The organism is Mitsuaria sp. BK041, assembly GCF_014193085.1.
In the GTDB taxonomy this organism is placed as follows: Bacteria; Pseudomonadota; Gammaproteobacteria; order Burkholderiales; family Burkholderiaceae_C; genus Roseateles.
In genome coordinates this window covers 863799-886124 of record NZ_JACHYT010000001.1, presented here as the reverse complement: position 1 = coordinate 886124, position 22326 = coordinate 863799, and the positions used below count along the sequence as shown (strand labels likewise).

Here is a 22326-nt window from a genome sequence, read left to right as displayed (position 1 = left end):
TAGCGAAGCCGCCTGCCCGCGCCTTCAGGGTTGCCCCCGCCTCGCAGCGCCGGACCGTGACCGATCAGGCATCGTTGCGGTCCACGGATGCGGCCAGGTCCCGCGCCAGGCCGGGGAGCGCGTCCAGCACCGGGGAGAGTAGGGCTCGCCCTCGCCGTCCTGCTCGCTGCCGCGATGGCGGGACACGCTCGACGTGACGAATGCGCCCGGGCGTTCGACGGATGGTTGCGCTCCGTCAATGCGAAGGCTAGGCACGAATCAGGCCTTGGACGGATGCTGTTCGGTCCGCGCTTACAGCGCTTGCAACAGTGCAACCGTTGCACCAGAATTCATGCCGACACTGATTCGTCTCGCAAAGTCCAGAATCGACGTCTACGCCAACGATCACCTGCCTCCGCACTTCCACATTCGTGCCCAGGACGGGAGCAAGGCGGCCGTCTCGATCAGGGACCTGAAGGTGCTCGCCGGCGAAGTGCCGAAGGCCTGCCTGACTGAAGCCCTTGACTGGGCCGGCCGCAATCGCCCCTTGTTGTTGAAGGCGTGGAAGGAACTGAACTCATGAACACCCCTCAATTCACGCTCACGCGCGTGATACCGACGCCGCGCGCCTCGCTGCTGCTGAGCTTCGCGGACGGCGCGGAATTCGAGGTGAACCTGGTCGAAGTCATCCGGAGCTTGCGCGCACTCGCCCCGTTGAAGGACGAACGCGTTTTCATGAAGGCTCATCTCGGTGAATTCAGCGACACGGTCGTCTGGTCGGGGGACGAAGCACTCGAACTCGCCGCGGACAACCTGCGGGCGATGGGCATCGAACAGACCGGCGGCATCTCGCACGAGTTCATCGTCCGGTGGATGCACGACAACGAATTGAACCTGGACTCGGCAGCGGCCGCGCTGGGAATGTCCCGCCGGATGGTGGCCTATTACCGCAGCGGTGCGAGGGCCGTTCCCAGGACCGTCGCCCTCGCCTGCCTGGGATGGCAGGCAGTGCGCCACGGTCGGGTTGACAGCCGACTCGCCCTCGCGGCCTGACTCGCGGAACTCGCCTGTCTGAAAGCAAGAAGCCCGCTGGCTTTCACCAGCGGGCTTCGTTCCTTCAGTGTTGGCTGATCAGGCGTGCTGGCCGTCGATCGACTTCTGCGCCGCATGCGGGACCTGAGGGACCGGCGCGCCGTTGCCTTGCCCCAGCATGCCGGCCAAGGACTGCGCCACGCCGGTGATGCCTTCGTTGGACAGACCCGCATCCTTCATCACCGCATCGACGATGGGCTTGGCGATCTGGTACTGCAGCGCCGAGTTCATCACCTGCTCCGGGAAGGTCGCGCCGACGCCCGCACCGGAGCCGCCCGCACCGCCCTGCCCGTTCGCCGCGCCGCCGTCGTTGCTCGCGCCCGGCATGCCGTTGACCTGGAAGATGCGGATCGAATCGATCTTCTCCATCGGACGCACCGCCTGCTCCAGGATGTTGGGCAGCTGCTGCAGCAGCATCGTGCGGACCTGCAGGTCGATCTGCGCGGCGGACAGGGTGTTCAGCGCCTCGTTGATCGCCCGGCGGCCTTCGGCTTCCGCCAGCGCCGCGGCCTGCTTGGCCTGGGCCTCGATGGTCAGCGCCTCGGCGCGGTCCAGCGCCGCCTCCTTTTCCGCCGACGCGGACACCCGCACGGCGATGGCGAGCTGTTCGGCTTCCTTGGAGGCCTCGATGAGCTGGATGCTCTTCTCGCGCTCGGCGACCGCCACCTGCCGCGCCGTGTTCACCAGTTCCTCGGCCTTGACCGCGTCCGCGCGCGCCATGTTGGCGGCCGCGTCGGCATCGGACTGCTCGCGCGACTTCGTCGCGATCGCGATCTGCGTGTCCTGGCGCGCGATCTCGACCTGCTTGCGCTGCTCGGCGCGTTGCATCTCGGTCTTGCGCTCGAGTTCGATCTCGCGGGTCTGCACGACCAGGTTCTTCTCGATCTCCGCCGACTTGATCTCGCGATCCGCCTCGATGCGCTTCTGGCTGACCTGGCGCTCGGCCTCGATCTTCGCCGCCTCGGCCTGGCGGGTGCGCTCGGCCTGCTGCGACGCGATCAACGCGACCTGCTCGGCCCGGGTGATCTCGATCTCGCGCTGCTGGGACAGCGTCGCGAACTCCTGGTCCTTCTCGATGTTGAGCTTCTGCCGCGTCGCGTCCAGGTTCTTGGTCCGGACCTGCACCTCGGTGTCCTGCTCCACGTCGTTGCGCTGTTTGCGGCGCGCCTCGGTCTGCTCGGTCAGCCGCGTCAGGCCTTCGGCATCGAAGGCGTTGTTCGGGTTGAAGAACTGCTTGTCCGTCTGGTCCAGGCTGGTCAGCGACACCGATTCCAGTTCGAGGCCGTTCTTCTCGAGGTCCTCCGCGACGGCGTTCTGCACCGCCTGGACGAAGTCGCGGCGCTTGTCCTGCAGCTCCTGGATGGACATCGTGGCGGCCGTCGCGCGCAGCGAGTCGACGAACTTGTCCTCCACCAGCGCCTTGAGCTCGTCCGGGCTCATCGTGCGGGCGCCCAGCGTCTGCGCGGCGATGCTGACCGCCTCCTCGGTCTGCTTGACCCGCACGAAGAAGGCCGCGGTCACGTCGACGCGCATGCGGTCGCGGGTGATCAGGCTCTCGCGCTCGCGGCGCTGCACCTCGAGCTTGAGCGTGTTCATGTTGACCAGCACCCGCTCATGGAACACCGGCAGCACGATCGCGCCGCCGTCCATGATGACCTTCTGGCCACCCAGGCCGGTGCGGACGAAGGCGGTCTCCTTCGTCGAGCGCTTGTACAGGCGCGCGAAGACGAAGCCGATGGTCAGTAGCGCGACCAGGGCGATGCCCGCGATGGTCAGCAGCTCGATCAGATTGCTCATGGACTGGTTACTCCCTCAAGAAACTTGGAATCCGTGTTGGTATGGAAATCGGCGGCGGCAGCAGCGACGAACACCGCAGCGGTACGACGCGCCTTCCGTGGCGCCGCGCTACATCAAGGTCGGATGCGGATTGGCGATGCAGCGGTAGAACGCGCCGGCCTTGCTGACGATCAGCACCTGCGCCCCCTCCTGGAAGACCTCGTCATCCACATCGGGCTCGACCATCAGGTAGTGCGAGCGACCGTGGACGTCCTTGACCCGCGCCTGCGCCGCGAGCCCGCGCCGGGCCGAACCGGTCACGACGACCCCGACGCGCCCCACCAGGCTCTGCTCGCTGACGGCGCTGGTCTCGTCCTGCGGAATGATGTGCGCGATCAAGGCGCCCAGGCCTCTCACCGTCGCCAGCCCCGCCGGCACCGCCGCGAGGCCGGCCACTGCGGCGGGCAGGTAGCCGCCGAAGAGGCCGTTCATCACGACCTGCAGGCTGTAGCCGAAGACGGTGTAACCCGTCAGGAACAGCAGCAGCAGGACCAGCGCCGGGACCTTGCCCAGGTGCAGCCAGCCCAGCACGCGGTCCAGGCCGGAGTCGCCGTCGACCTCGGGCAGCCAGTCGTCGATCAGGTTGCTGGGGCTGAGCGAGATCAGCATGCCGGCGCCCTCGACCACCGCGATGCCGACGATCAGCGCGAAGCCGATCCCGAACGGCAGGTTCTCCTGCGCGGTGAACAGGCTCATGACTTGGCGGCCTTCAGCTGCGCCATGCGCTCGGCGATCTTGTTGTCGCGGACCAGGTCATCGAGCTCCTTGAGCTGCGCGGCCTGTTGCAGGCTGTTCTGACGAGCGGTGCCGGAGAGACCGGTCTGGCGCTCGTAGACGCGGTCGAAGGCGTCGGTGACCTTGCCGATGCGGTGGGCCGCGCTGCCGGCACCGGTGGGTGCCGTCGCGGTCGCGGCGGCGGCGCGGCTCTTGCGGAACTCGGCCAGCGCGTCCTGCATCTCGCGCTTCTTCGCGAGCAGCGCGGCGACGAAGCCGGTCAGCTCACTTTCCTGGCGCGCGTGCTCGGCCAGCGTGGTCTCGAGCACCGGCAGCTGGGCCTCGATGTCGAGCTGGCGGGCCACGGCGGCGCGGGCCAGGTCCTCGCGGCCGGCGCTCATCGCCTCGTCGATCTGCGACGACAGGGTCGCGTGCAGCTGGTTCAGGTTGGCGTGCTGGCGCTGCGACAGGTGGCGGTTGGCCGACACGGTGCCCAGCTCATGACGCACTTCGTCGATGACGGCGTCGGCCTCGCGGAGGGACTGCTCCATCGTCGCCTCGGGCGCCTGATCCTCGATGCGGTCGAGGAGCGCGTGCACACTGCCGGCGATCACGCGGCCGACGCGGGTCTTCAGGGAGTCGGTCATCTCAGGATCCTTTCGAGGACGAAGTGGCTTGCAGGGGATGGGCGAGGTCCAGGGTCGGCCCGAGGTGACGTCTCACGACCTGCGGGTCGTAGGCCGCGGCGGTGAGCGGCGTGCCCTGGCGCAGCAGGGTCTCGCACAGGGTGGCGGCGCGACGCACCAGCGCCTCCTCGAACTTGCGGGCGTCGTCGGCGTCGGCCGGGGCCTGGCTGATGGCCAACGCCAGGGCCGCGACGAAGTGGTCCAGCAACAGGCTGACGACCTCGGAGTGGTGGCCGGTCTCGCTCTCGATCCGGACCAGCGCCTCGCGCAGCCGCGCGGTGAGGTCGCGGGTCCAGGCATGGGCGGCGACGTAGTCGAAGGCGCCGTCGTGCTGGCGCTTGAGCTGGCCGAGCAGCACGCGCAGCTTGTCGCTGTTGGTCGTCGCCCCTTCGACCTGCAGTTGGGCGAGCCAGAGGTACAGGTCGCTGGGAATGCGGGCCGACAAGGGCTCCATGGTGGGCGGCGGGCTGCTCGCGTTCATGACGATGAGGCTTGAAACCGTTGGGACCGGCCCAGTGTATTCATTCGAATTCATCCGTCAACAGGCGAATGCATTCGAATTTCCGGCGCCTCATGCAGGTTTTGCCGCGTCCTGGGCGCGCTCACGAGGGCGGAGTGGACCGGTCCGTGGCGTCGGCGTCAATCGCTTTCCCCCATTGGTGGGAGATGTCGAACCTCAGCGCCCGGACCGATAGCCTCGCGCGGCCAGCCAGGAGAGCACGGCCACGACGGCGAGCGCCCCGGCGTCGAGCAGGTACAGGCCGACGCCGGGAGCTTCCCGCCGCGCCGCCTGGACCGCCTGGCCGAAGTTGTCCGGGCCGATGCCATAGGCTTCCACGAGCGCCATCGCCGTGATCCAGGTCGCCGCCGCGCCGACCGCCAGGGCGAGCACGGTGGCGACGTTGGCCAGGAAGTAGCCCTTCTTCCGAGGGGGCGCGAGCGGCGCCTGCCCCTCGCCCGCCCGTGCCGCCGCGACGGCTGCTGAATCCGCATGCATGTTCAATCCTCCTTGATGGTGGAGGCGTTGTATGCGGCGCGCACGGCAACGGGGCAGGCCATGTCGCGAGCTGCGGCTGAGGCCGTTGAACGGCCCGGTGCCGCGGGCGGGCGGCGACGCGGCACGGGCCGCGTTCCCGCGTTCCGGTTCAGCGGTCGCCCGCGCCCGCAATATTGGCGAGCCAGGCGTCGAGGCTCGTCGCGCCGAGTTGCGCGTCCGCGCCCGCGACCAGCGAGGCGTCATCCAGCACCGAGCCGAAGTACGGCGCCTGAGCATCCGGGACGACGCGGCGCACATCGCCGTGTGCCTCGAGCGCCCGCTGCACCGCCTGGCTCATCGGCAGCCGCTGCGGCCCGCCGATCTCCACGATGGCGTTGCGCGGCGCCCGCGACACGACGTCCGCGAGGCCCGCCGCCACGTCCGCGGCCGCCATGGGCTGGAACAGCGCCGACGACGCGCGCGCGCCGCCGTCGCCCTCGGCGCCGTCCCCGGCGATCGCGGTCAGGAACTCGAAGAACTGGGTGGCTCGCACAATCGTGTAAGGCACCCGGCCCTCCTGGATCAGCGCCTCCTGGGCGACCTTGGCGCGCATGTAGCCGTTGTCGGCGAGCCGGTCGGCCCCGACGACCGACAGCGCCACATGGTGGCGGACGCCCGCCGACGCCTCGGCGGCGAGCAGGTTCGTCGTCGAGGTCCGGAAGAACTGCAGCACCGCCTGGGCTTCGAACGACGGGGAGTTGCTGACGTCCACCACCACGTCCGCGCCGGCCACGGCCTGGGCCAGGCCCTCGCCGGTCAAGGTGTTGACGCCTTGCGAGGGCGACGCCAGTACCACGCGATGACCGGCGCGCTCCAGCAGGGGGCCGAGCTTCCGGCCGATGAGGCCACTGCCTCCGATGATCGTCACGTTCATGTCACTGTCCTTCCAGGATTGAGGCGTGGGCCAACGCACATCGGCTGGCCACATTGGCAAGACGAGATGGCAAGGCGTGTTGTGACATCCCCAGGGTGGCAGGCCCGGCGCCGCGGCGCCTCCCGCTAGAATCCCACCCGCTCGCCGGCCCGTCCGGCGAGCCTCGCTAGGGGTGCTGGTCCGGACGACGCGTCAGGGACCGGCTGAGAAAGTCCCTTTGAACCTGTTGGCGCGTGCCGCAAGGCGCGCGTCAAAGTCTCCTTCAGGAGACTTGAGGTAATCCTCGCGCAGGGAAGCATGCCTTCGACACGCCTCGTGTCCTCGCACGCCGCCTTCTCATCGGCGTGCTGGTTTGCCGACCTGCCATCGCGTTTCTGGCTCCGGCACATCGATGGCAACTTCGTCTCGCTTGACTCCATTCCCGCTCCGCCGCCTCGCCTTCGCGCTCGCGGCCGGCGGCCTGTCCTTCCACGCCGCCGCGCAGACGGCCGCGCCGGCGCTGCCCAGCGTCATCATCAAGGGCTCGGCCGAGGCGCCCGCCACCGTCGGCGGCTTCGGCGACACGCCGGTCGCCAAGCTGCCGATGCAGGCCAGCATCGTCAGCGCCGAGCAGCTCACCGACCGCGGCCTCACCAGCCTGGCCGGCCTGACGCTGCTGGATGCCAGCGTGGGCGACTCGTACAACTCCGCCGGGTATGTCTCCTACCTGAAGATCCGCGGCTACGACCTCGACAACCGCTTCAACTTCCGTCGCGACGGCCTGCCGATCAACGCCGAGACCGCCCTGCCCCTCGCGAACAAGAGCAGCCTCGAGGTACTCAAGGGCACGAGCGGCATCCAGGCGGGCACCAGCGCCCCCGGCGGTCTCGTGAACCTCGTCGTGAAGCGGCCGACGACCGAGCTCACCAGCGTGACGCTCGGCGTCAGCGAGCGCGGCACCCTCGAATCGGCGATGGACTGGAGCCGCCGCTTCAGCGACGGCCAGGGCAACGACAAGGCCTTCGGCCTGCGCGTGAATGTCGCGGCCGCCAAGCTCCGTCCCGAATTGCGCGACGCCGACGGCCATCGCTGGATGATGGCCGCCGCCGGCGACTGGCGCGTCACGCGCGACACGCTGGTCGAGGCCGAGGTCGAGGTCTCCCGCCAGTCCCAGCCCAGCCAGCCCGGCTTCAGCCTGCTCGGCGACCGCTTGCCCGACGCGAAGTCCATCGATCCGCGCACCAATCTGAACAATCAATCGTGGAGCCTGCCGGTCGTCTTCGAGGGCAGCACCGCTTCCCTGCGCGTGCAGCACCAATTGAATGCCGACTGGAAGCTGCAGGCGCATGCCGCGATCCAGCGGCTGGTCACGGATGACCGCCTCGCCTACCCCTTCGGCTGCACCGCCGGCGACGGCACTTATTACCCGAGCACCTACTGCCCCGACGGCACCTTCGACCAGTACGACTTCCGCAGCGAGAACGAGCACCGCAACAGCGACGCGCTCGACCTCTCGGCGCAGGGCCGGCTCAACACGGCCGGCATCACGCACGAGTTGACGACCGGCGTGCTGCTCTCGCGCTACAAGAGCCGGCTGCAGGGCCAGGCCTACAACTGGGCGGGCACCGGCAACATCTGGGGCACGCTGCCGACGACGGCCGACCCGACGCTCACCGGCACCAATACCAACCGCACCGAGCGCAGCACCGAGGTCTACCTGCGCGACGCGATGCAGTTCAGCGAGCGCTGGCAAGGCTGGCTCGGCGTGCGTCACACGCGGCTCAAGCGCGACAGCGTCGCGGTGGGCCCGGAGGCCGGCCAGATCGGCACGCCGAATCCGTACGCGCAGTCGTTCACGACGCCTTGGCTCGGCGTGAGTTACGCGATCAACGCGCAGCTGCTGGCCTACGCGAGTTGGGGCCAGGGCATCGAATCGGCGGTCGTGCCCAACCTGCCGGTCTACGCGAACCGCACGGCGGTGCTGCCGGCGCTGCGCAGCAGGCAGTGGGAGATCGGTCTGAAGTCGGGCAGCCGGACCGTGGACTGGTCGATCAACTACTTCGACGTCAGCAAGCCCGCGACGCGTGACGTCGCGGTCACGGTGAACGGCCTGGACATGCTCGAGACCCGCATCGACGGCGAGCAGAACCATCGCGGCCTGGAAGCGCAAGCCGACCTGAAGTGGGCGAACGGCGGCTTGATGGCGAGCGCGATGAAGCTGCGCGCGCGCCGCGAGCGCAGCGAGGAGGCGACGCTCAACGGCCTGAAGCCGACCAACGTGCCGGAGACGGTGCTGAAACTGCAGGCGCGCCAGGGCGTCGGGCTGCCGGGCCTGGAGCTGCAGGCGGGCGTCGTGTACGAGGGCAAGCGCATGGTGCTGCCGGACAACTCGCTGGCCATCCCGAGCTGGACGCGGCTGGACCTGGGCGCGCGCTACGAGCAGAACATCGGTCGGCAACAGCTGATCTGGCGAGTCGGCGTGGACAACGTGACCGACCGCCGGGCGTGGCGCGAGTCGCCGTACCAGTACGGCCACGTCTACCTGTACCCGCTCGCCAACCGCACCTGGCGTGCGTCGGTGGAGTGGGTCTTGTGAGCTCCTGATTTTTCTGTGTATACTCTTAGGCTCTGATCCCCGATAGCTCAGTCGGTAGAGCGCCGGACTGTTAATCCGTAGGTCCCTGGTTCGAGCCCAGGTCGGGGAGCCAAGATCAGATGACGAAGGTCTTCGGACCTTCGTTCTTTTTCAGCCAGAGTCCGACCGAAGACCCTGGCCCAAGAATTCAGATCGATAGGATCTGAGCAGACTTTTCCTCGATAGCTCAGTCGGTAGAGCGCCGGACTGTTAATCCGTAGGTCCCTGGTTCGAGCCCAGGTCGAGGAGCCAAACTGAAGCCCCGTTGCAGCGATGCATCGGGGCTTTTTCTTTTGGTTCGCTTCGCCCGCCGACACCGACCGTCGCACTCCCCTACCCTGGGGGGATGTCCTGCGCATGCATTAATGCTCTACAACACCAGCCCCGACCAATCTGTCTCTTGCCATGAACAACGCATTGATCGACCGTATCCGAATCAAAATCGGCGCAATGGGCTCCGACGAGTTCGAACGATTCATGAGCACCCTGCTGCCGAGCATCTATCCCGGCTTTGATCGTTTGGAACCGTCCTTCAACTTCATTGGCAAGACGACGACCGGGAAATGTGACGCTCACGTGTACCACGCATCGGATGACACATATACCGCCATCATTTGCACGACTCAGCAGACAGATATTCCAAAGAAGATCATCGAGGACATCGGGAAGCTGCCGTCGACAAAATTTGCGAGCAAGATTCGGCGCGTGCTGATCTGCGTCAACACACCCCTCAAAGATGAAGTAGAGGACTATCGGTCCGCCTGCGCGGCGCTGGGTTGGGAGCTCGATCCTCTTTCGCTCGAACGCATCACCAAACACACTGCAGGGAATTCGTCCCTTCTCCTCAACTATTTCGGCGAGTCGACTTCTTCAGATTCTCCAGCCTCCCGCTCAGTGCGATATTTCGACTGTGGACATCGAATCAAGGAAGCCCGAGAAGATGCATCCATACCCGCCTCTAGAATCATTGAACATTTGCATTTCCCAAGCGAAAGAGCTTGGAAAGCGATCGAATCTGGCGAAGTCGAGATCGCAGAGCACGACATCGACTCCTTATCCACGCTGACCGGAATATCGACGGCATGGTTGAAGCACGGCGCTGGCAAGAAGTACCCCACCGAATCCATCTACGACTATCAAGTCGAGAAGATTAAGGCAATTGCCGCAGAATCGCCTCTCGCCTCGTATATGGCCATCGAACCCGATTCGATGGATCTGGTGTTGATAAGTCAGTTCTCAGAGTTCCGATGGAAGGTCTACCCCTTCGGATTCAACATGGATTTCTGGAACTGGCATGGTGACCATCACCACATCCCGTTGATCTACGACCTGCTCGAAACGGCGAACGACCGGCTTGGGCATCCGTACGGCCGAATCATCAAGCCCGCGCTGATGAACGAACTACGCAGCGGAGACATCCATCCCTTTATCCTTTTCCAGAAAACTGGATCAAACAATTATTGGTTCGAGGATCTTTTCGACCTGAACCACAATTACCCCGTCGCCAAGGACAAATATCGCCATTACGGCGAATGGTTCGTGAAGCTACAGGACGAGTTCCGAAACAATACGGGTACAGCCGACTAGGTCGAGGCAAATCACTTCGAGAGGTCATAACTCCCACTCCCGACATACACACTCCGGCCATTCCGATCGACCGGAAAACTGAGTAGCCGCTCCTCGTGCCCGTCGTCGTAGACCAGCGTGATCGCGTAGCCGCTCAACTGATACCGACCTCTCCGGCTCGCCCCATCGTCTTTCGTCCGTGTCCCGCTGGTCGCGCCGACCGTCCCTAGCCCTGTCCCCACCGTCCCGCCGCCGGTGCTGCTGCTCCCCGATCCGTCCCCCTGCGACGACCCCGCGATCACCGTCCCGGTGATCGCTTGCAGGCTGCCCGTGCTCGACAGCGCGCTGTAGCTACGCTCGAAGCGCCCGTCCTTCGTGAACCGGATCCCGCGCGTCGCTGACGTCCCGCCCGTGACCATGCTCCCGCTGAAGCTGCTTCGGCTGAAGCTCCCTTCCAGCCTTGCATCCGTCGGCCACGGCTTCATCGCGACATGCTTCTCCAACTTCCACTCGCCGAGTGGCCGCCCGTCGTCGTCCTGCTCCTGCATCTCGTAGCCCTTGCCGGTGCTCCTCCACCGCCCCCAGCGCCGCGGCTCCAACTGCCTCGACGCGGCGACGTTCAACTGATCCGGCGGCATCTCCGTGCGGCGGTACACCGTCCCGTCCTTCAGCAGGAACCTGACGTCCTCCTCCCAACGGGTGCCGTGGTTGTAGTTGGCCTCCCCATGAAGCACGACCGCGACCAGATCCTTCTCGCTCAAACCTTGACCAGGCGCGCTCATCACGCGCTGCAGCAGCACCTCCTTCCGCGCCAGTGGCGTCTGCTGCAGCGGCGACACCGTCAGCCCCGACGCGTCATTCACCAGCGCGGCATCGGCCAGGTCCATCGACAGCCGGCTCAGCGAGGTCACCACCCCGCGCAGCACGATCTCGCGGCCCACCCACGGCTCGGCGTTGAACTTCAGATGGATCAACTGCTCGGTCTGCCGGCCGCCCCGCTCCTGCACGAGGTGGAAGCGCTCGGGATAGCGGATATCGCGCGCCACCCGGCCCTTCACATAGACCTGCCCCATCCTGCGAAGCGCCGCCTCATCGGAGATCGCCAGCCAACTCCCCCGCTGCGCCGTCAAGGCAAGCACCTGGCTCGGCAGCAGGAGCTGGCCGCGCGCCGGCTCGACAGCCACGGGCAGCGGCGTCGGCGGCACCACGAGCTTCGCCTGTACGAGCGCCCGCGCCACCGACATGGCCTGCGGATACTTCGCGGCGATGTCCATGCCGGGCCCGTCCCATTCGCGCGCCATCGCGACGCAGGCCTGATCGGGCGTGGCGTTCGTGAGAACCCGCTTGCGGACCGGATCGACCAGCTTGTCCCATGGAGGATCGCTGCTCTTGCGCGTCATCACGCGCGTCACGATCACCCGCAGCGGCGGGAGTTGGTAACGCGTCCGCCAACCCACCCACGCGTCCCGCATCTGCGGGGCCGAGGGCGCGCCCACGTCCTCGCACGCGGACACGGAGAGCTCGGAGATGACGTCGAGGGTGACCGCCTCGACCAGTTGCGTCATCGCCGCCGGATCGGTGGCGAGCGCGGCGGAATCTGGCGCCGCGATCGCGCCACACGTCATCCATGCGCAGGCGGACGCCGCGAGCGTCCGCTGAAGGGAGATCAAGGCCATGCTGTCGGTCCACGCCGCGGCTTCGGAGGACCGCATGCTGCCCGCTTCATCCGCGGTCGGCCACGGCCAGGACGGGGAAGCGGCGGGAGGGGACTTGACGGGCTCGCGCTGGTTCCGGACCTGCGGCGATCGCCGCCTCCGATGCCGAGCTGCCTGCCGACGCCCCGTGCCTCCGGCCTGTCAACACATGCGAGAGTTGGCGCGTTCGATTCGCTTCAGGGAGACAAGCACATGCCACAGATCCACCGGACCGCCTTCGCCGGCCTGCTCGCCGCCGTCGCGATGGCGGCGCCCACCGCCCAGGCCCAAGTCTGGAAATGCACCGTCGACGGCAAGGTCCAGTACTCGGACCAGCCCTGCCCGGCCAAGGGCGAAGCGATGAAGTCGCGGTCGCTGCAGAGCAATGTGATCGACACCTCGGCGGACCGCGCCGCGATCGAACGCGCCAAGGCGGCCGCCGCGGAGCAGCAAGCCGCGACCGCGACGCCATCGGCGGCGCCGGCCGCACCGGTCGCTCCCGCCAACGTCTGCCCCTCCGACCGCGACATCGCCGGCATGGAGACCAAGGCGAGTTCGATCTCGCTGAGCCCCGAGGCGAAACGCTTCGTCCAGGACGAGATCCGCCGGGCGCGCCAGTGCCAGAAGGGCCAGGGCAAGTACAGCGCCGCGGACTGGACCGTCAGCAAGCAGGCGGTCGACGCCCAGAGCAGCCTGACCGGCGGCCCCGACGCCCGCCGCCGCGCCGAGGCCGTCCACAGCGCGGCCGATCCCGCGGAAGGCGACCGGATCGCGCGGCAGCGGGAGGCGGAGGAGCGTGAGGCGGCTCGACGCGAAAGAGACTTGCGCCTGCGATCCACGCGCTGACGCCTGTCCAGCCCCTCACCGCTGCCGCGCCAGCACCCCTCTCCACCGTCCCCAGTCCCGCGTCACCGGCGGCAGCGCCAGCACGAACAGCACTGTCGCCAGCGGCACCACGCAGATGAAGCCCAGGTGCTTGAACCCGAGCGCCCCCGCGACGCCGCCCAGCACGAAGGCGGCCAGCAGGCCGCCCGCGCGCAGCGCCCGCTCGCGGTCATGCCGCACGCCGGGCCGCAGCGCCTTGGGCTGGCGATTCCAATAGAGCATCTTGCCGAGCTCCATCCCCAGGTCGGTGATGTTCCCCGTCATGTGGGTGGTGCGGACGCTGCCTCCCGAGGTCTTCGATCCGACCGCGTTCTGCAGGCCCATGATGAAAGCCAGCAGCAGCACCGTCAGCGGCACCGCGAAGGGCGTGTGCCAGGTCAGCGTGATCGCGCCCATCAGGCCGAACGGGAACAGCAGCGCCGCCTCCAGCATCAACGGCAGCGCGTAAACGCTGCGCAGGCCATGCCGCCGCGCCCAGTTCACCAGCACCGCGCAGACCGCCGCGCCGCACACGAACGCGAGGATCGCGCCCAGCGCGTTCAGCACCAGCGTGCCCTGCCCCATCACCGCGCCGTCGGCCAGTTGCGAGGCGAATCCGGTCATGTGCGAGGTGTAGCGCTGCAGGATCAGGAAGCCGCCCGCGTTCACCGCGCCCGCATTGAACGCGAGCAGCAGCCCCAGCGCCTGGTTGGTCGACGGCGCGCGGTGGCGGCTGGTCAGGTGCAGCAGCCGCCTCATCGCTCCGGCCGCCGGCTCGGGTCCGTCGGCGCCTCCAGCGACACGTCGGCGCCGTCGTCCGCGCCGAACAGTTGCGCACCGCCCGGCTCGACCAGCTTCGCCCCATGCCGCGTCAACACCGCGTGCAGCCGGGCCCAGTTGAGCGGCTTGACGAAGTAGTCGTCGAACACGAGGTCCTCCGCCGATTCGAAATCCGTGTTCAGCGGCGTGCCGCTGACCGCGATCGCGACCAGCGCCGGCAGGCTCAGCTTCAGACGGCTCGCCACGTGCCGGCCGTCGGCGTCCGGCATCGCGATGTCCGTGATCAGGAGGTCCGGCTCCCACTTCAGGCCGATGCGGATCGCCTCGAGCCCGGTGGGCGCGACCTTCAGCTCGAAGTGGTAGACCGTCAGCAGCTCGCGCAGCAGCTCCAGCGAATCGGGCTGGTCATCGGCGATCAGGACTTTCAGGCGATCCTGCATGGTGTCGTTCGGAAATGGTTGGAGCCGCCATAGCAATCGGCGGGCCCGCATCGCGCCCGGCAAGGATTCCAACGAGCCGGAGCGGGCATGGGCCGCATTCTTCCATCCCGGCGCCCGTTCCACAGCCTGGCGCTCGCAGGAGTAGGATGGCGCGTCCATGAAAGCGCTTTCCAATGAAGAGAAAGAAGCCTCTCCTATCGACGTCCAGCGAGGTGACGCTGGGCATGGTGGCCGCGGCCAGCGGTGTGTCGCCGAGCACCGTGTCGCGCGTGCTGAGCGGCAGCGCGCAGGTCAGCGCCGACAAGACCGAGCGCGTGCGACAGGCCATCGCCGCCCTGGGATTCGTCCCCAACACCATCGCACGGGCGCTCGCGGACGGGCGCACCTTCAACGTGGGCTTGCTCGTCCAGTATTTCGAAAGCCCGTTCTACGCGCTGCTGCTGCGCGGCATCGAGGAAGTGCTGACGCCTGCAGGCTACGCACTGGTGGTGTCGAGCGGCCACTGGCAGGCGGAAGAGGAACAACGCTGCATCGCCTCGCTGCGCTCCCGGCGCGTCGACGGGATCATCGTGTTGACGGGCGGCCTGGACAACGCCTTCCTGGCGGCGCTCGCGCGCGAGTTGCCGGTCGTGGTCACGGGACGGGCGCTGCAGGCGCCGGGCCTGCACGCGCTCAAGACCGATGACGCCGCGGGCGCACAGGCGGCGACCGCCCACCTGATCGAACGCGGCCATCGGCGGATCGCGTTCATCGGCGGCGATGCGACGCATGCGGACGCGAAGGAGCGCGAGGCGGGCTACCGGGCGGCGCTCGCCGAGGCCGGTCTGGAGCTGGACGAAGCCTTGATCGCGAACGGCGACTACCTCGAGGCCGGCGGCGCTGCCGCGATGGCGCGCATGCTGGAGCGCGGCACCACCTTCACCGCGGTGTTCGCGGCGAACGACCAGATGGCCGCCGGCGCCGCGCGCGTGCTGCACAGCCGCGGGATCCGCGTGCCCGAGGACGTCTCGCTCGTCGGCTACGACGACCTGCTGAACACCGCCCATGCCAGCCCACCGCGCACGACGATCGATGTCCAGATCGCCGAGCTCGGTCGGCGCGCCGCCGCCGCGATGCTGGATCTGCTCCGGCATGGCAGTTCCTCGGTGCAACCCCCGGTGCCGCGCCTGATCGTGCGGGAGTCCACCCGTCACCTGCACGGCGACACGGCACCCGCCTGCTGAGCCGCTGCGATCGGTCACGGCATGCACCGGACGCGCGCCGATGAACTGACCCGGAGTCGCCTCGCTTTTCGTCAACTGGCCGTCACACAGCCTCGGCACAATGCCATGCATCCGAGACAAACAACCGACTGCGACATAGGGCAGAAAGCTGGAACCCGTCACCAGCGTCCGGATACCCTCTTCAGAACGAAGCCACCCCGACGGGTGGCTTCTTTCATTGGGGCGCCGCGGAACTCGCCGCAGACCGTCGCTGGTCAGGTCGGACCGTCACGCTGCTCGCCGGCATCACCGTGATCGGGCGGCGGCGATCGCCAGAGGTCCCAACCGAAGATGGCCGTCATGAGGAAGCCATACGCGAGGCTGACCACCAGGAAGCCCCTTCGCGCCACGTATTCCCCGTTGATCAGCACGCCGATCGCCACGAACAGGCCGAAGAACGTCGCCGACACGGCCAACGCGAACAAGACGAGAAATCGCTTGGCGCCGAGCCGTTTCACCTTGTCGAGATTCAGAAGTCCAAGCATTGCTGCTCCATGGAAGAAAGGAAGAGGGCCGCATCGGCGTCGAGCCGCACGATCTCAACGTGATCGATCGTCGTCCGCCCGCCATCCTGATCGGGCGTGCCCCCACTCTCTCCTTTGCTCGCGAGCGGGCCAATGGCCCACTCCAGTAGCAAGCCGATCGTCTGCCCCCCATTCAGGGACTTCAACCACCTGGCTGTCGAATCGCCGACGCCGTGGACCCGCCTCCGCTGCGGGTTTTCCCTCAACGCCGTCGCGCCCGCCCATCACCTTGGGTAAAGAACTTTGAAAGTCCGCAGCGGCGCTGCTTCACGAAACGTACACCGTGCGATGCTTCGGCCCGTTCCGCGACCGGCCGCCTCGGCCCGGCTGACGACTCCCATACAAATTCCCCGCGCTTCCGTCCCAGCCATCGCCAGATCGGCCGCGCTTGCCTCGCACTGGCCTGCCCGATGACAAGCTCCCGCCGTCCCGCCCCGCGTCCACTCTCCGTTGCCTTGATGCTGGGCCTGAGCGCCCCCGCCTGGTCCCAATCCGCGCCTCCCACGCCCCCGGCCCCGCCGGCGACCGCGCCCGCCACTGCCCCCTCCCCCGCGCCGGCCGCGACACCGCCCGCCACCCGCCCCGCGCCGTCACCAGCCCGGCGCGACGCCGCCGACAACCCCGCCCAGCTCGACCGCGTCGAGATCCAGGGCACCTCGCGCGACGACGACCAGCGCCGCGCCGCCACCGCCTCCAAGATCGTCATCGGCCGCGAGGAGATCGAACGCTACGGCGACGCCGCCATCGGCGAGGTGCTCAAGCGCCTGCCCGGCGTCACCACCGGCGGACGCCCCGGCCGCGGCGGCGAGATCCGCATGCGCGGCATGGGCGGCGGCTACACCCAGATCCTGGTCAACGGCGAACGCATGCCGCCGGGCTTCTCGCTCGACGAGCTCCCGCCCGAACAGATCGAACGCATCGAGGTCATGCGCGCGCCCACCGCCGAGTTCGGCGCACGCGCCATCGCCGGCACCATCAATGTCGTCCTGCGCGAGGCCCTGCAGCGCCGCCTCAACGAACTGCGCCTGGCCTCCACCTTCGAGCGCGACCACGTCACGCCCCACCTGAGCTGGACCCGCAACGACAAGCTTGACGACCAGGGCACCGCCTACAACCTCACCGTCAACGCGATGCAGCACAAGCGGCTCGACGACATCGCGTCGCAGTCGCTGACCAGCCGCTTCGACACCGGCACCGGCGCGCTCCAGAGCCAGACCCTGCTGCAGACCCGCGGGCAGAGCGCCGACGAGCGCAAGTCGCTCAACCTGACCGGCCGCCTGCAGCTGCGCCTGGCGGGCGGCGACACGCTCGCGCTCCAGCCCTTCGTGATGGTCAACCGCGGCCGCGGCGCCAGCAGCGCCCGGCAGACCCAGTCGGCGGTGCCGGACGAGAACGCCTTCGAGCGCATCAAGTACGACAGCTACACCAGCGACAGCAGCAACCGCGCCACCATGGCCCGGCTGAACCTGCAGTGGAACAAGCGCCTGGACGAGCGCACCCGCCTGGAGACGCGGCTGGGCGCCGGTCGCATGACGATGGACGGCGATGCCCACCGCGAGGAGGACCTCGACGCCACGCCGGGCCTTTTCTTCCGCACGCAGGACGACACCACGAAGAGCCGCGACACGCAGTGGAGCGTCAACCTCAAGCTCAACCACCAGATGGACAACGAGCACAGCCTGGTCGCCGGCGTCGAGGGCGAAGGCACCACGCGCGACCAGACGCGCGGCTGCACCGAGGTCTACGGCAGCACCATGCGCCGCGACAACTGCGCCTTCCTCGCCGACTTCGGCGAGAACGTCTCCGCATCGACGCGCCGGCTCGCCGCCTATGCGCAGGACGAGTGGAGCGTCGGCAAGCAGTGGGGCTTCTACGCCGGCCTGCGCTGGGAAGGCATCCAGACCGAGAGCAGCAACAACCAGGGCCCGGTGAAGAACACCTCCAGCGTGCTCACCCCGCTGCTGCACGGCGTCTACAAGATCGACGAGAAGAGCCGCGAGCAGATCCGCGCCAGCCTGACCCGCAGCTACAAGGCGCCCAACCTCAACGACGTCATCGGCCGGCTCAGCATCAACAGCCAGTTCACCTGCCAGCCGCCGGCCACGCTCTGCGGCAGCAACCTGATCAACTACCCCGACCGCTTCGGCAACCCCGACCTCAAGCCCGAGATGGCGACCGGCGTCGAGATCGGTTACGAGAAATACCTTTCGAAGGGCGGGCTGCTCAGCGTCAACTTCTTCTATCGCCGCATCACCGACCTGATCCGCGCCCAGGCCCAGCTCGAGACCGTGCCCTACGCCACCGAGCCGCGCTGGGTCATCCGGCCGCGCAACATCGGCAACGCCACCACCCGCGGCGTCGAGCTCGAAGCCAAGTTCCGCCTCGACGAATACTTCGCCGACGCGCTGCCGATCAACCTGCGCAGCAACCTGTCGCTGTTCGACTCCTCGGTGGACGGCATCCGCGGTCCCGACAACAAGCTGGACCAGCAGCCCCGCTACACCGCCAACCTGGGCGCCGACTACCGGCTGCGCTCGCTGCCGCTGACACTGGGCGCCTCGCTCAACTACACGCCGACCACGCTGCTGCAGCAGAGCGACCAGGTGCTCAACGAGATCGACAAGAAGCGCGTCATCGACGTCTCGGCCCTGTGGACCTTCTCGTCCGCGGTGGCGCTGCGACTGGCCGCGAGCAACCTGGTGCCGCTCAGCTACGGCAACGGCAGCATCGCGGTCACGCCGGGCCGGCTGGTCACGAGCGAGAGCACCGGCCGCAGCTTCACCGTCTGGACCGTGCGCCTGGAACTGAAGGTCTGAGGACGCAAAAAAGGCTGCCCGAGGGCAGCCTGCAAAAAGCGGAGCAACACGCCTCCGCGAGGGCGACGGGGCCGCAGTTGCCGGCCCCAAGGAGTCAACTGGTTCAGCGCCGCGACGGTTCGCTCTGGGCCTTCGCGCCGCCCAGCGCATGGCTGGCCGGCGTCCACACGGTGGCGCCGACGCCCAGCGCCAGCAGCACCAGCACCATCCAGGTCAGCGGCGACGTGCGGCGGCGCGCGATCGGACGCGGCGGGCGGGAGGCCATGCGGGGTCGCAGTTGCGAGGGCAGCCTGTGGGCCTGCAGGCGCTGCAGGCGCACCGCCTGTTTGCTGCCGTCACTCCTGGACACAATCTCGAAGCTGATGCGCTCGCCCTCCTGCGGCGGCTGGCCGTCCATCGGGAAGGCCGACACATGCACGAACAGCGTCTCGCCGCCCTGCTCGGGCCGCACCACACCGTGGCCGCGCTCGGCGTACCAGCTGTCCAAGGTTCCTTCGAATCGCATGACTTGTTCCCCCGTCTTGTGGATCGCCCGACGCCGCGTCGCGGACTTGTGGTCCGCTGGACGCCCTCCATCGGGCGCTTCTCTCTCTTCGGACAAAAGAGCCCGGCACGGGGCCGGGCTTCTGGGGGTGCATGCTGCCCAAGCCGCCACGGCGCCGGGCAACAGCCTGTAAGCCGTGCAACTTCACACGGTTTTAGTTCTTCAAGCCGGGCTTCAAGTACTTGTCGAGGAACTCCAGCGTCTTCTGGTTGGCCTCGATCTGGTTCTTCTTCTTGGAGAAGCCATGGCCTTCGTCGTCGAAGACGACGTACTCCACCGGCACGCCGTTCTTCCTGACGGCCTCGACGATCTCGTCGCTCTCCGGCTTGATCACCCGCGGATCGTTCTTGCCCTGGATCACCAGCAGCGGCTTGCGGATCTCCTTGGCGCGGAACAGCGGCGAGGTGGCGACGAGGAAATCCTTGTCCTTCACCGGATCGCCGATCTCCAGGTACAGCGCCTTGCGGAAGCTCTCCCAGTAGGGCGGGATGGACTCCAGCGTGCGCAGCCAGTTGGACACGCCGAAGATGTCCACGCCGACCTTGAAGGCCTCGGGCCGGAAGGCCATCGCCGCCAGCGTCATGTAGCCGCCGTAGCTGCCGCCCATGATGCCGATGCGCTCGGGATCGATCACGCCGGTGCTGGCGAGGTAGGTCTTGGCCTCGATGCAGTCCCACAGCGGCTCGCGGCCGTGCTTGCCGTCGTCGGCGGTGAAGAAGGTCTTGCCGTAGCCCGAGCTGCCGCGGTTGTTGATGCCCAGCACCGCGTAGCCGTGGTTGACCAGGTACTGGACCATCGCCGAGTAGCCGCGCGTCGTCTGCCCGCCCGGGCCGCCGTGCACCAGCACCACGGCCGGCACCTTGTGGGTCGGGGAAGCCTCCTTGGGCTGGTAGTAGACCGACGGGATCACCATGCCATCGAAGGAGCGGAAGCGCACGATGCGCGCCTCCACCAGCTCTTCCGGATCGATGTCCCGGGACAGGCTGCGCGACAGCTGTTTCACCTGCTTGCTGCCGAAGTCGTAGACATACAGGTTGCTCGGCGAGCGGTCGCCGTTCAGGTAGAAGGCCATGCGCTGGCTGGTCCGCGAGAAGGCCACGCCGCGCAGCTCGCCGCCCGGCAGCCGCGGCAGCGTCACCGGCTGGCCATCGGCGGTCTGGACGATGCGCAGTTCCAGGCTGGCATCGTTGTTGATGCCGGTGACGCGGTAGCGCCCGTCGCGGGAGTAGCTGCTGTAGACGATGTCCCAGTCGGCCTTCTCGAGCTCGCGCGTCTGGCCGGACGCCAGGTCGTAGGCCAGCAGGCGCTGGAATTCGGCGCCCTCGTTGGACAGCATCAGCAGGGTCGTCGACGCCGGGTCGAAGCCGGTCACGCTGAAGGAGGCGACGCCCTGGTGCGGCGTGAGGTGCTTGGTCTCCTTGGACTGCGTGTCGTAGAGGTAGACGTCGGAGTCGGCCGTGGTGTTGGTCTTGCCCAGCGCCACCCAGCGGCCGTCGCCGCTGACGCCGAACACCGCGTTGCCCTCGTTGTTCCGGTAGACCAGCGTGCGCGCATAGGTCTTGGCGTCGTAGCGGTAGACGTCGATGTAGCGGGCGTCGCGCTCGTTGGTCGTGACGAAGAAGGCATCGCCGTCGCGGCTCCAGCCGTTGAAGCCGGCCTTGACCTTGTCGCCGGGCGTCAGGTCGCGCTCGCTGCCGTCGAGTTCGCGCACGATCAGGTGGTTGTTCTCGTTGCCGCCCTGGTCGCGGGTGAAGAGCACCCGGTCGTCATTGCGGAAGTAGCTGACGGCGTAATGGCTGTCGGTCTTGGAGGCGGTCAGCGCCACCGGCTCGCCGCCGTCGACGCTGATGCTGTAGACGTTGAAGATGCCGCTGGCATTGCTGCTGAACAGGATGCGGCGCTCATCCTGGGAGAAGGACGCCCCGCTGATCGAGGTCGTCGCCATGAACTGCTCGATCGTGTAGCGCTTGGCGGGGCGTGGCTGGGTGGCCTTGGCGGCGGCAGTGGCCTTGGGCTTCGCGTCGGTGGCCAGCGGCGCCGCGGTCGCGGCGAATGCCGCAGTGGCCAGACACAGCGCGGTCAGCGGCAGCCGGATCGCATGCTTCATCGTCATTGGGATCTCCTCTCCTGATGGTCCCGGGGACGCCCGCGGGATCCGCGCACTTTAAATGGGTGCCGGGTCTCGCACTTCGCGTCTTCCAAGCCATCCTGGAGCAAGGCGTGGTGCCGATCCCGTTGGAGGCGTCGCCGCGACTGGCGTGACGTCACATCGAGCATCGCCGCCATCATCGAGGCTGTAGCCGATGCCGCGAACCGTTCTCAGCAGGGGGCGGCTGGCCCCCTTGTCGATCTTCAATCGCAAGCGTCGCAGGTAGACGTCCACGATGTTGGTCATCGGATCACTCTCATTGCCCCACACCGCAGCCAGGATGCGTTGGCGAGTCAGTACGCGCCCCGGCGTGGCCATCAGCAACTCGAGGAGCGCCAGTTCCTTGGCCGTGAGGTCGATCACACGGCCCGCGCGCTGAACCCGTCGCTGCTCCAGATCGAAGACCAGATCCGCCGCATGCAATCGCGTCTCCGGCAGGCGATACCAAGGGCTGCGCCGGAGCAGCGCTTCGGCCCGAGCCCTCAGTTCCGCCGGATCAAGCGGCTTGGCCATGTAGTCGTCGGCGCCAAGGCGGATGCCCTTGGCCTTGTCCTTGCTGCTGGCGAAGTCGGACAGCATCATGATGGGGACATGGCTTCCCTTGCCACGCAGCATGCGGCACAGATCCAGACCGCCCAGCGAAGGCAGCAACGAATCCAGAAACACCAGGCTCCATTCCTGCTCCATGGCCAGGCGCAAGCCCTCTTCGCCACAGCAGACGATATGGACCATGACGCCCATGACGCTCAGGCAACGGTGCAGGAGGTCCGAAACGGCAGGGTCGGCCGTGACGATGAGCAGGCGGTGAATCATGGAGCGGGGAGCGGCTGCGGGGAGTGCGGAAACGCCTCCCCGC

Annotated in this window: 21 protein-coding genes and 2 tRNA genes; 9 read left to right on the top strand and 14 right to left on the bottom strand. The window is 67.6% G+C overall.

Annotated elements, in window-relative coordinates:
• Positions 1-331: 331 nt before the first annotated feature.
• Together FHT38_RS03845 and FHT38_RS03840 are read left to right on the top strand one after the other, a co-directional pair.
• Positions 332-562, top strand: a complete 231-nt coding sequence (locus FHT38_RS03845; protein ID WP_183490063.1) for a DUF4160 domain-containing protein — start codon at positions 332-334, stop codon at positions 560-562.
• A complete protein-coding gene (locus FHT38_RS03840; protein WP_183490060.1) occupies positions 559-1032 on the top strand; it encodes a DUF2442 domain-containing protein in 474 nt (157 codons plus the stop codon). Before FHT38_RS03845 ends, FHT38_RS03840 begins: the two co-directional genes overlap by 4 nt.
• A 78-nt stretch (positions 1033-1110) precedes the next feature.
• On the opposite strand, the gene FHT38_RS03835 is transcribed toward FHT38_RS03840, so the two are convergent.
• From FHT38_RS03835 to FHT38_RS03810, 6 genes are all read right to left on the bottom strand, one after another.
• Positions 1111-2868, bottom strand: coding sequence for a flotillin family protein (locus tag FHT38_RS03835; RefSeq protein WP_183490057.1), 1758 nt, complete (start codon positions 2866-2868; stop codon positions 1111-1113).
• 108 nt (positions 2869-2976) lie between these two features.
• Positions 2977-3603 carry a YqiJ family protein gene (locus tag FHT38_RS03830; RefSeq protein WP_091722113.1) on the bottom strand — a complete coding sequence of 209 codons (627 nt, stop codon included), beginning with the start codon at positions 3601-3603 and terminating at the stop codon, positions 2977-2979.
• Entirely contained in the window at positions 3600-4268 is a 669-nt protein-coding gene (locus FHT38_RS03825) for a PspA/IM30 family protein (RefSeq protein WP_147240313.1), read from the bottom strand. Before FHT38_RS03825 ends, FHT38_RS03830 begins: the two co-directional genes overlap by 4 nt.
• A 1-nt stretch (position 4269) precedes the next feature.
• Positions 4270-4788 carry a hypothetical protein gene (locus FHT38_RS03820; protein ID WP_147240312.1) on the bottom strand — a complete coding sequence of 173 codons (519 nt, stop codon included), beginning with the start codon at positions 4786-4788 and terminating at the stop codon, positions 4270-4272.
• A 195-nt stretch (positions 4789-4983) separates the two neighbouring features.
• The gene (locus FHT38_RS03815) at positions 4984-5304 is read right to left on the bottom strand and encodes a hypothetical protein (protein WP_183478437.1); all 321 of its coding nucleotides are present in this window, start codon (positions 5302-5304) and stop codon (positions 4984-4986) included.
• Between the two features lie 148 nt (positions 5305-5452).
• Positions 5453-6217, bottom strand: a complete 765-nt coding sequence (locus FHT38_RS03810; protein WP_183490054.1) for an SDR family oxidoreductase — start codon at positions 6215-6217, stop codon at positions 5453-5455.
• A gap of 409 nt (positions 6218-6626) precedes the next feature.
• Here FHT38_RS03810 and FHT38_RS03805 point away from each other — a divergent pair, with 409 nt between their 5' ends.
• The 4 genes from FHT38_RS03805 (at position 6627) to FHT38_RS03790 (ending at position 10418) form a co-directional block, all read left to right on the top strand.
• Entirely contained in the window at positions 6627-8792 is a 2166-nt protein-coding gene (locus FHT38_RS03805; protein WP_255488596.1) for a TonB-dependent siderophore receptor, read from the top strand.
• 36 nt (positions 8793-8828) lie between these two features.
• Positions 8829-8904 (top strand) — tRNA-Asn (locus FHT38_RS03800).
• Between the two features lie 103 nt (positions 8905-9007).
• Positions 9008-9083: transfer RNA gene (locus FHT38_RS03795), tRNA-Asn, on the top strand.
• A 153-nt stretch (positions 9084-9236) separates the two neighbouring features.
• The gene (locus FHT38_RS03790; protein ID WP_183490047.1) at positions 9237-10418 is read left to right on the top strand and encodes a hypothetical protein; all 1182 of its coding nucleotides are present in this window, start codon (positions 9237-9239) and stop codon (positions 10416-10418) included.
• An 11-nt stretch (positions 10419-10429) separates the two neighbouring features.
• On the opposite strand, the gene FHT38_RS03785 is transcribed toward FHT38_RS03790, so the two are convergent.
• Positions 10430-12109 carry a hypothetical protein gene (locus tag FHT38_RS03785; RefSeq protein ID WP_183490045.1) on the bottom strand — a complete coding sequence of 560 codons (1680 nt, stop codon included), beginning with the start codon at positions 12107-12109 and terminating at the stop codon, positions 10430-10432.
• Positions 12110-12304: 195 nt separating this feature from the next.
• On the opposite strand from FHT38_RS03785, the gene FHT38_RS03780 reads away from it, so the two are divergent.
• Positions 12305-12937, top strand: coding sequence for a DUF4124 domain-containing protein (locus tag FHT38_RS03780; protein ID WP_183490043.1), 633 nt, complete (start codon positions 12305-12307; stop codon positions 12935-12937).
• Positions 12938-12952: 15 nt separating this feature from the next.
• On the opposite strand, the gene FHT38_RS03775 is transcribed toward FHT38_RS03780, so the two are convergent.
• Both FHT38_RS03775 and FHT38_RS03770 read right to left on the bottom strand, forming a co-directional pair.
• Complete coding sequence (locus FHT38_RS03775) at positions 12953-13714, bottom strand: YoaK family protein (protein WP_091722084.1); 762 nt, start codon at positions 13712-13714, stop codon at positions 12953-12955.
• Positions 13711-14175 (bottom strand): response regulator, encoded by a 465-nt coding sequence (locus FHT38_RS03770; RefSeq protein WP_175538175.1) that lies wholly within the window; start codon positions 14173-14175, stop codon positions 13711-13713. Before FHT38_RS03770 ends, FHT38_RS03775 begins: the two co-directional genes overlap by 4 nt.
• Before the next feature lie 173 nt (positions 14176-14348).
• Here FHT38_RS03770 and FHT38_RS03765 point away from each other — a divergent pair, with 173 nt between their 5' ends.
• Entirely contained in the window at positions 14349-15398 is a 1050-nt protein-coding gene (locus FHT38_RS03765) for a LacI family DNA-binding transcriptional regulator (protein WP_183490041.1), read from the top strand.
• A 254-nt stretch (positions 15399-15652) separates the two neighbouring features.
• Here the strand turns inward: FHT38_RS03765 and FHT38_RS03760 are convergent, their stop codons facing one another.
• The gene (locus tag FHT38_RS03760) at positions 15653-15922 is read right to left on the bottom strand and encodes a hypothetical protein (RefSeq protein WP_183490039.1); all 270 of its coding nucleotides are present in this window, start codon (positions 15920-15922) and stop codon (positions 15653-15655) included.
• Positions 15907-16107 (bottom strand): hypothetical protein, encoded by a 201-nt coding sequence (locus FHT38_RS03755; RefSeq protein WP_183490037.1) that lies wholly within the window; start codon positions 16105-16107, stop codon positions 15907-15909. Before FHT38_RS03755 ends, FHT38_RS03760 begins: the two co-directional genes overlap by 16 nt.
• A 312-nt stretch (positions 16108-16419) precedes the next feature.
• On the opposite strand from FHT38_RS03755, the gene FHT38_RS03750 reads away from it, so the two are divergent.
• The gene (locus tag FHT38_RS03750; protein ID WP_183490035.1) at positions 16420-18777 is read left to right on the top strand and encodes a TonB-dependent siderophore receptor; all 2358 of its coding nucleotides are present in this window, start codon (positions 16420-16422) and stop codon (positions 18775-18777) included.
• A 103-nt stretch (positions 18778-18880) separates the two neighbouring features.
• Here FHT38_RS03750 and FHT38_RS03745 read toward each other — a convergent pair whose 3' ends face one another.
• From FHT38_RS03745 to FHT38_RS03735, 3 genes are all read right to left on the bottom strand, one after another.
• Positions 18881-19282 (bottom strand): cold-shock protein, encoded by a 402-nt coding sequence (locus tag FHT38_RS03745; protein WP_147240216.1) that lies wholly within the window; start codon positions 19280-19282, stop codon positions 18881-18883.
• 193 nt (positions 19283-19475) lie between these two features.
• Positions 19476-21434, bottom strand: coding sequence for a S9 family peptidase (locus FHT38_RS03740; protein ID WP_255488595.1), 1959 nt, complete (start codon positions 21432-21434; stop codon positions 19476-19478).
• A 51-nt stretch (positions 21435-21485) separates the two neighbouring features.
• Positions 21486-22283, bottom strand: coding sequence for a response regulator transcription factor (locus FHT38_RS03735; RefSeq protein ID WP_183490032.1), 798 nt, complete (start codon positions 22281-22283; stop codon positions 21486-21488).
• Positions 22284-22326 lie beyond the last annotated feature (43 nt).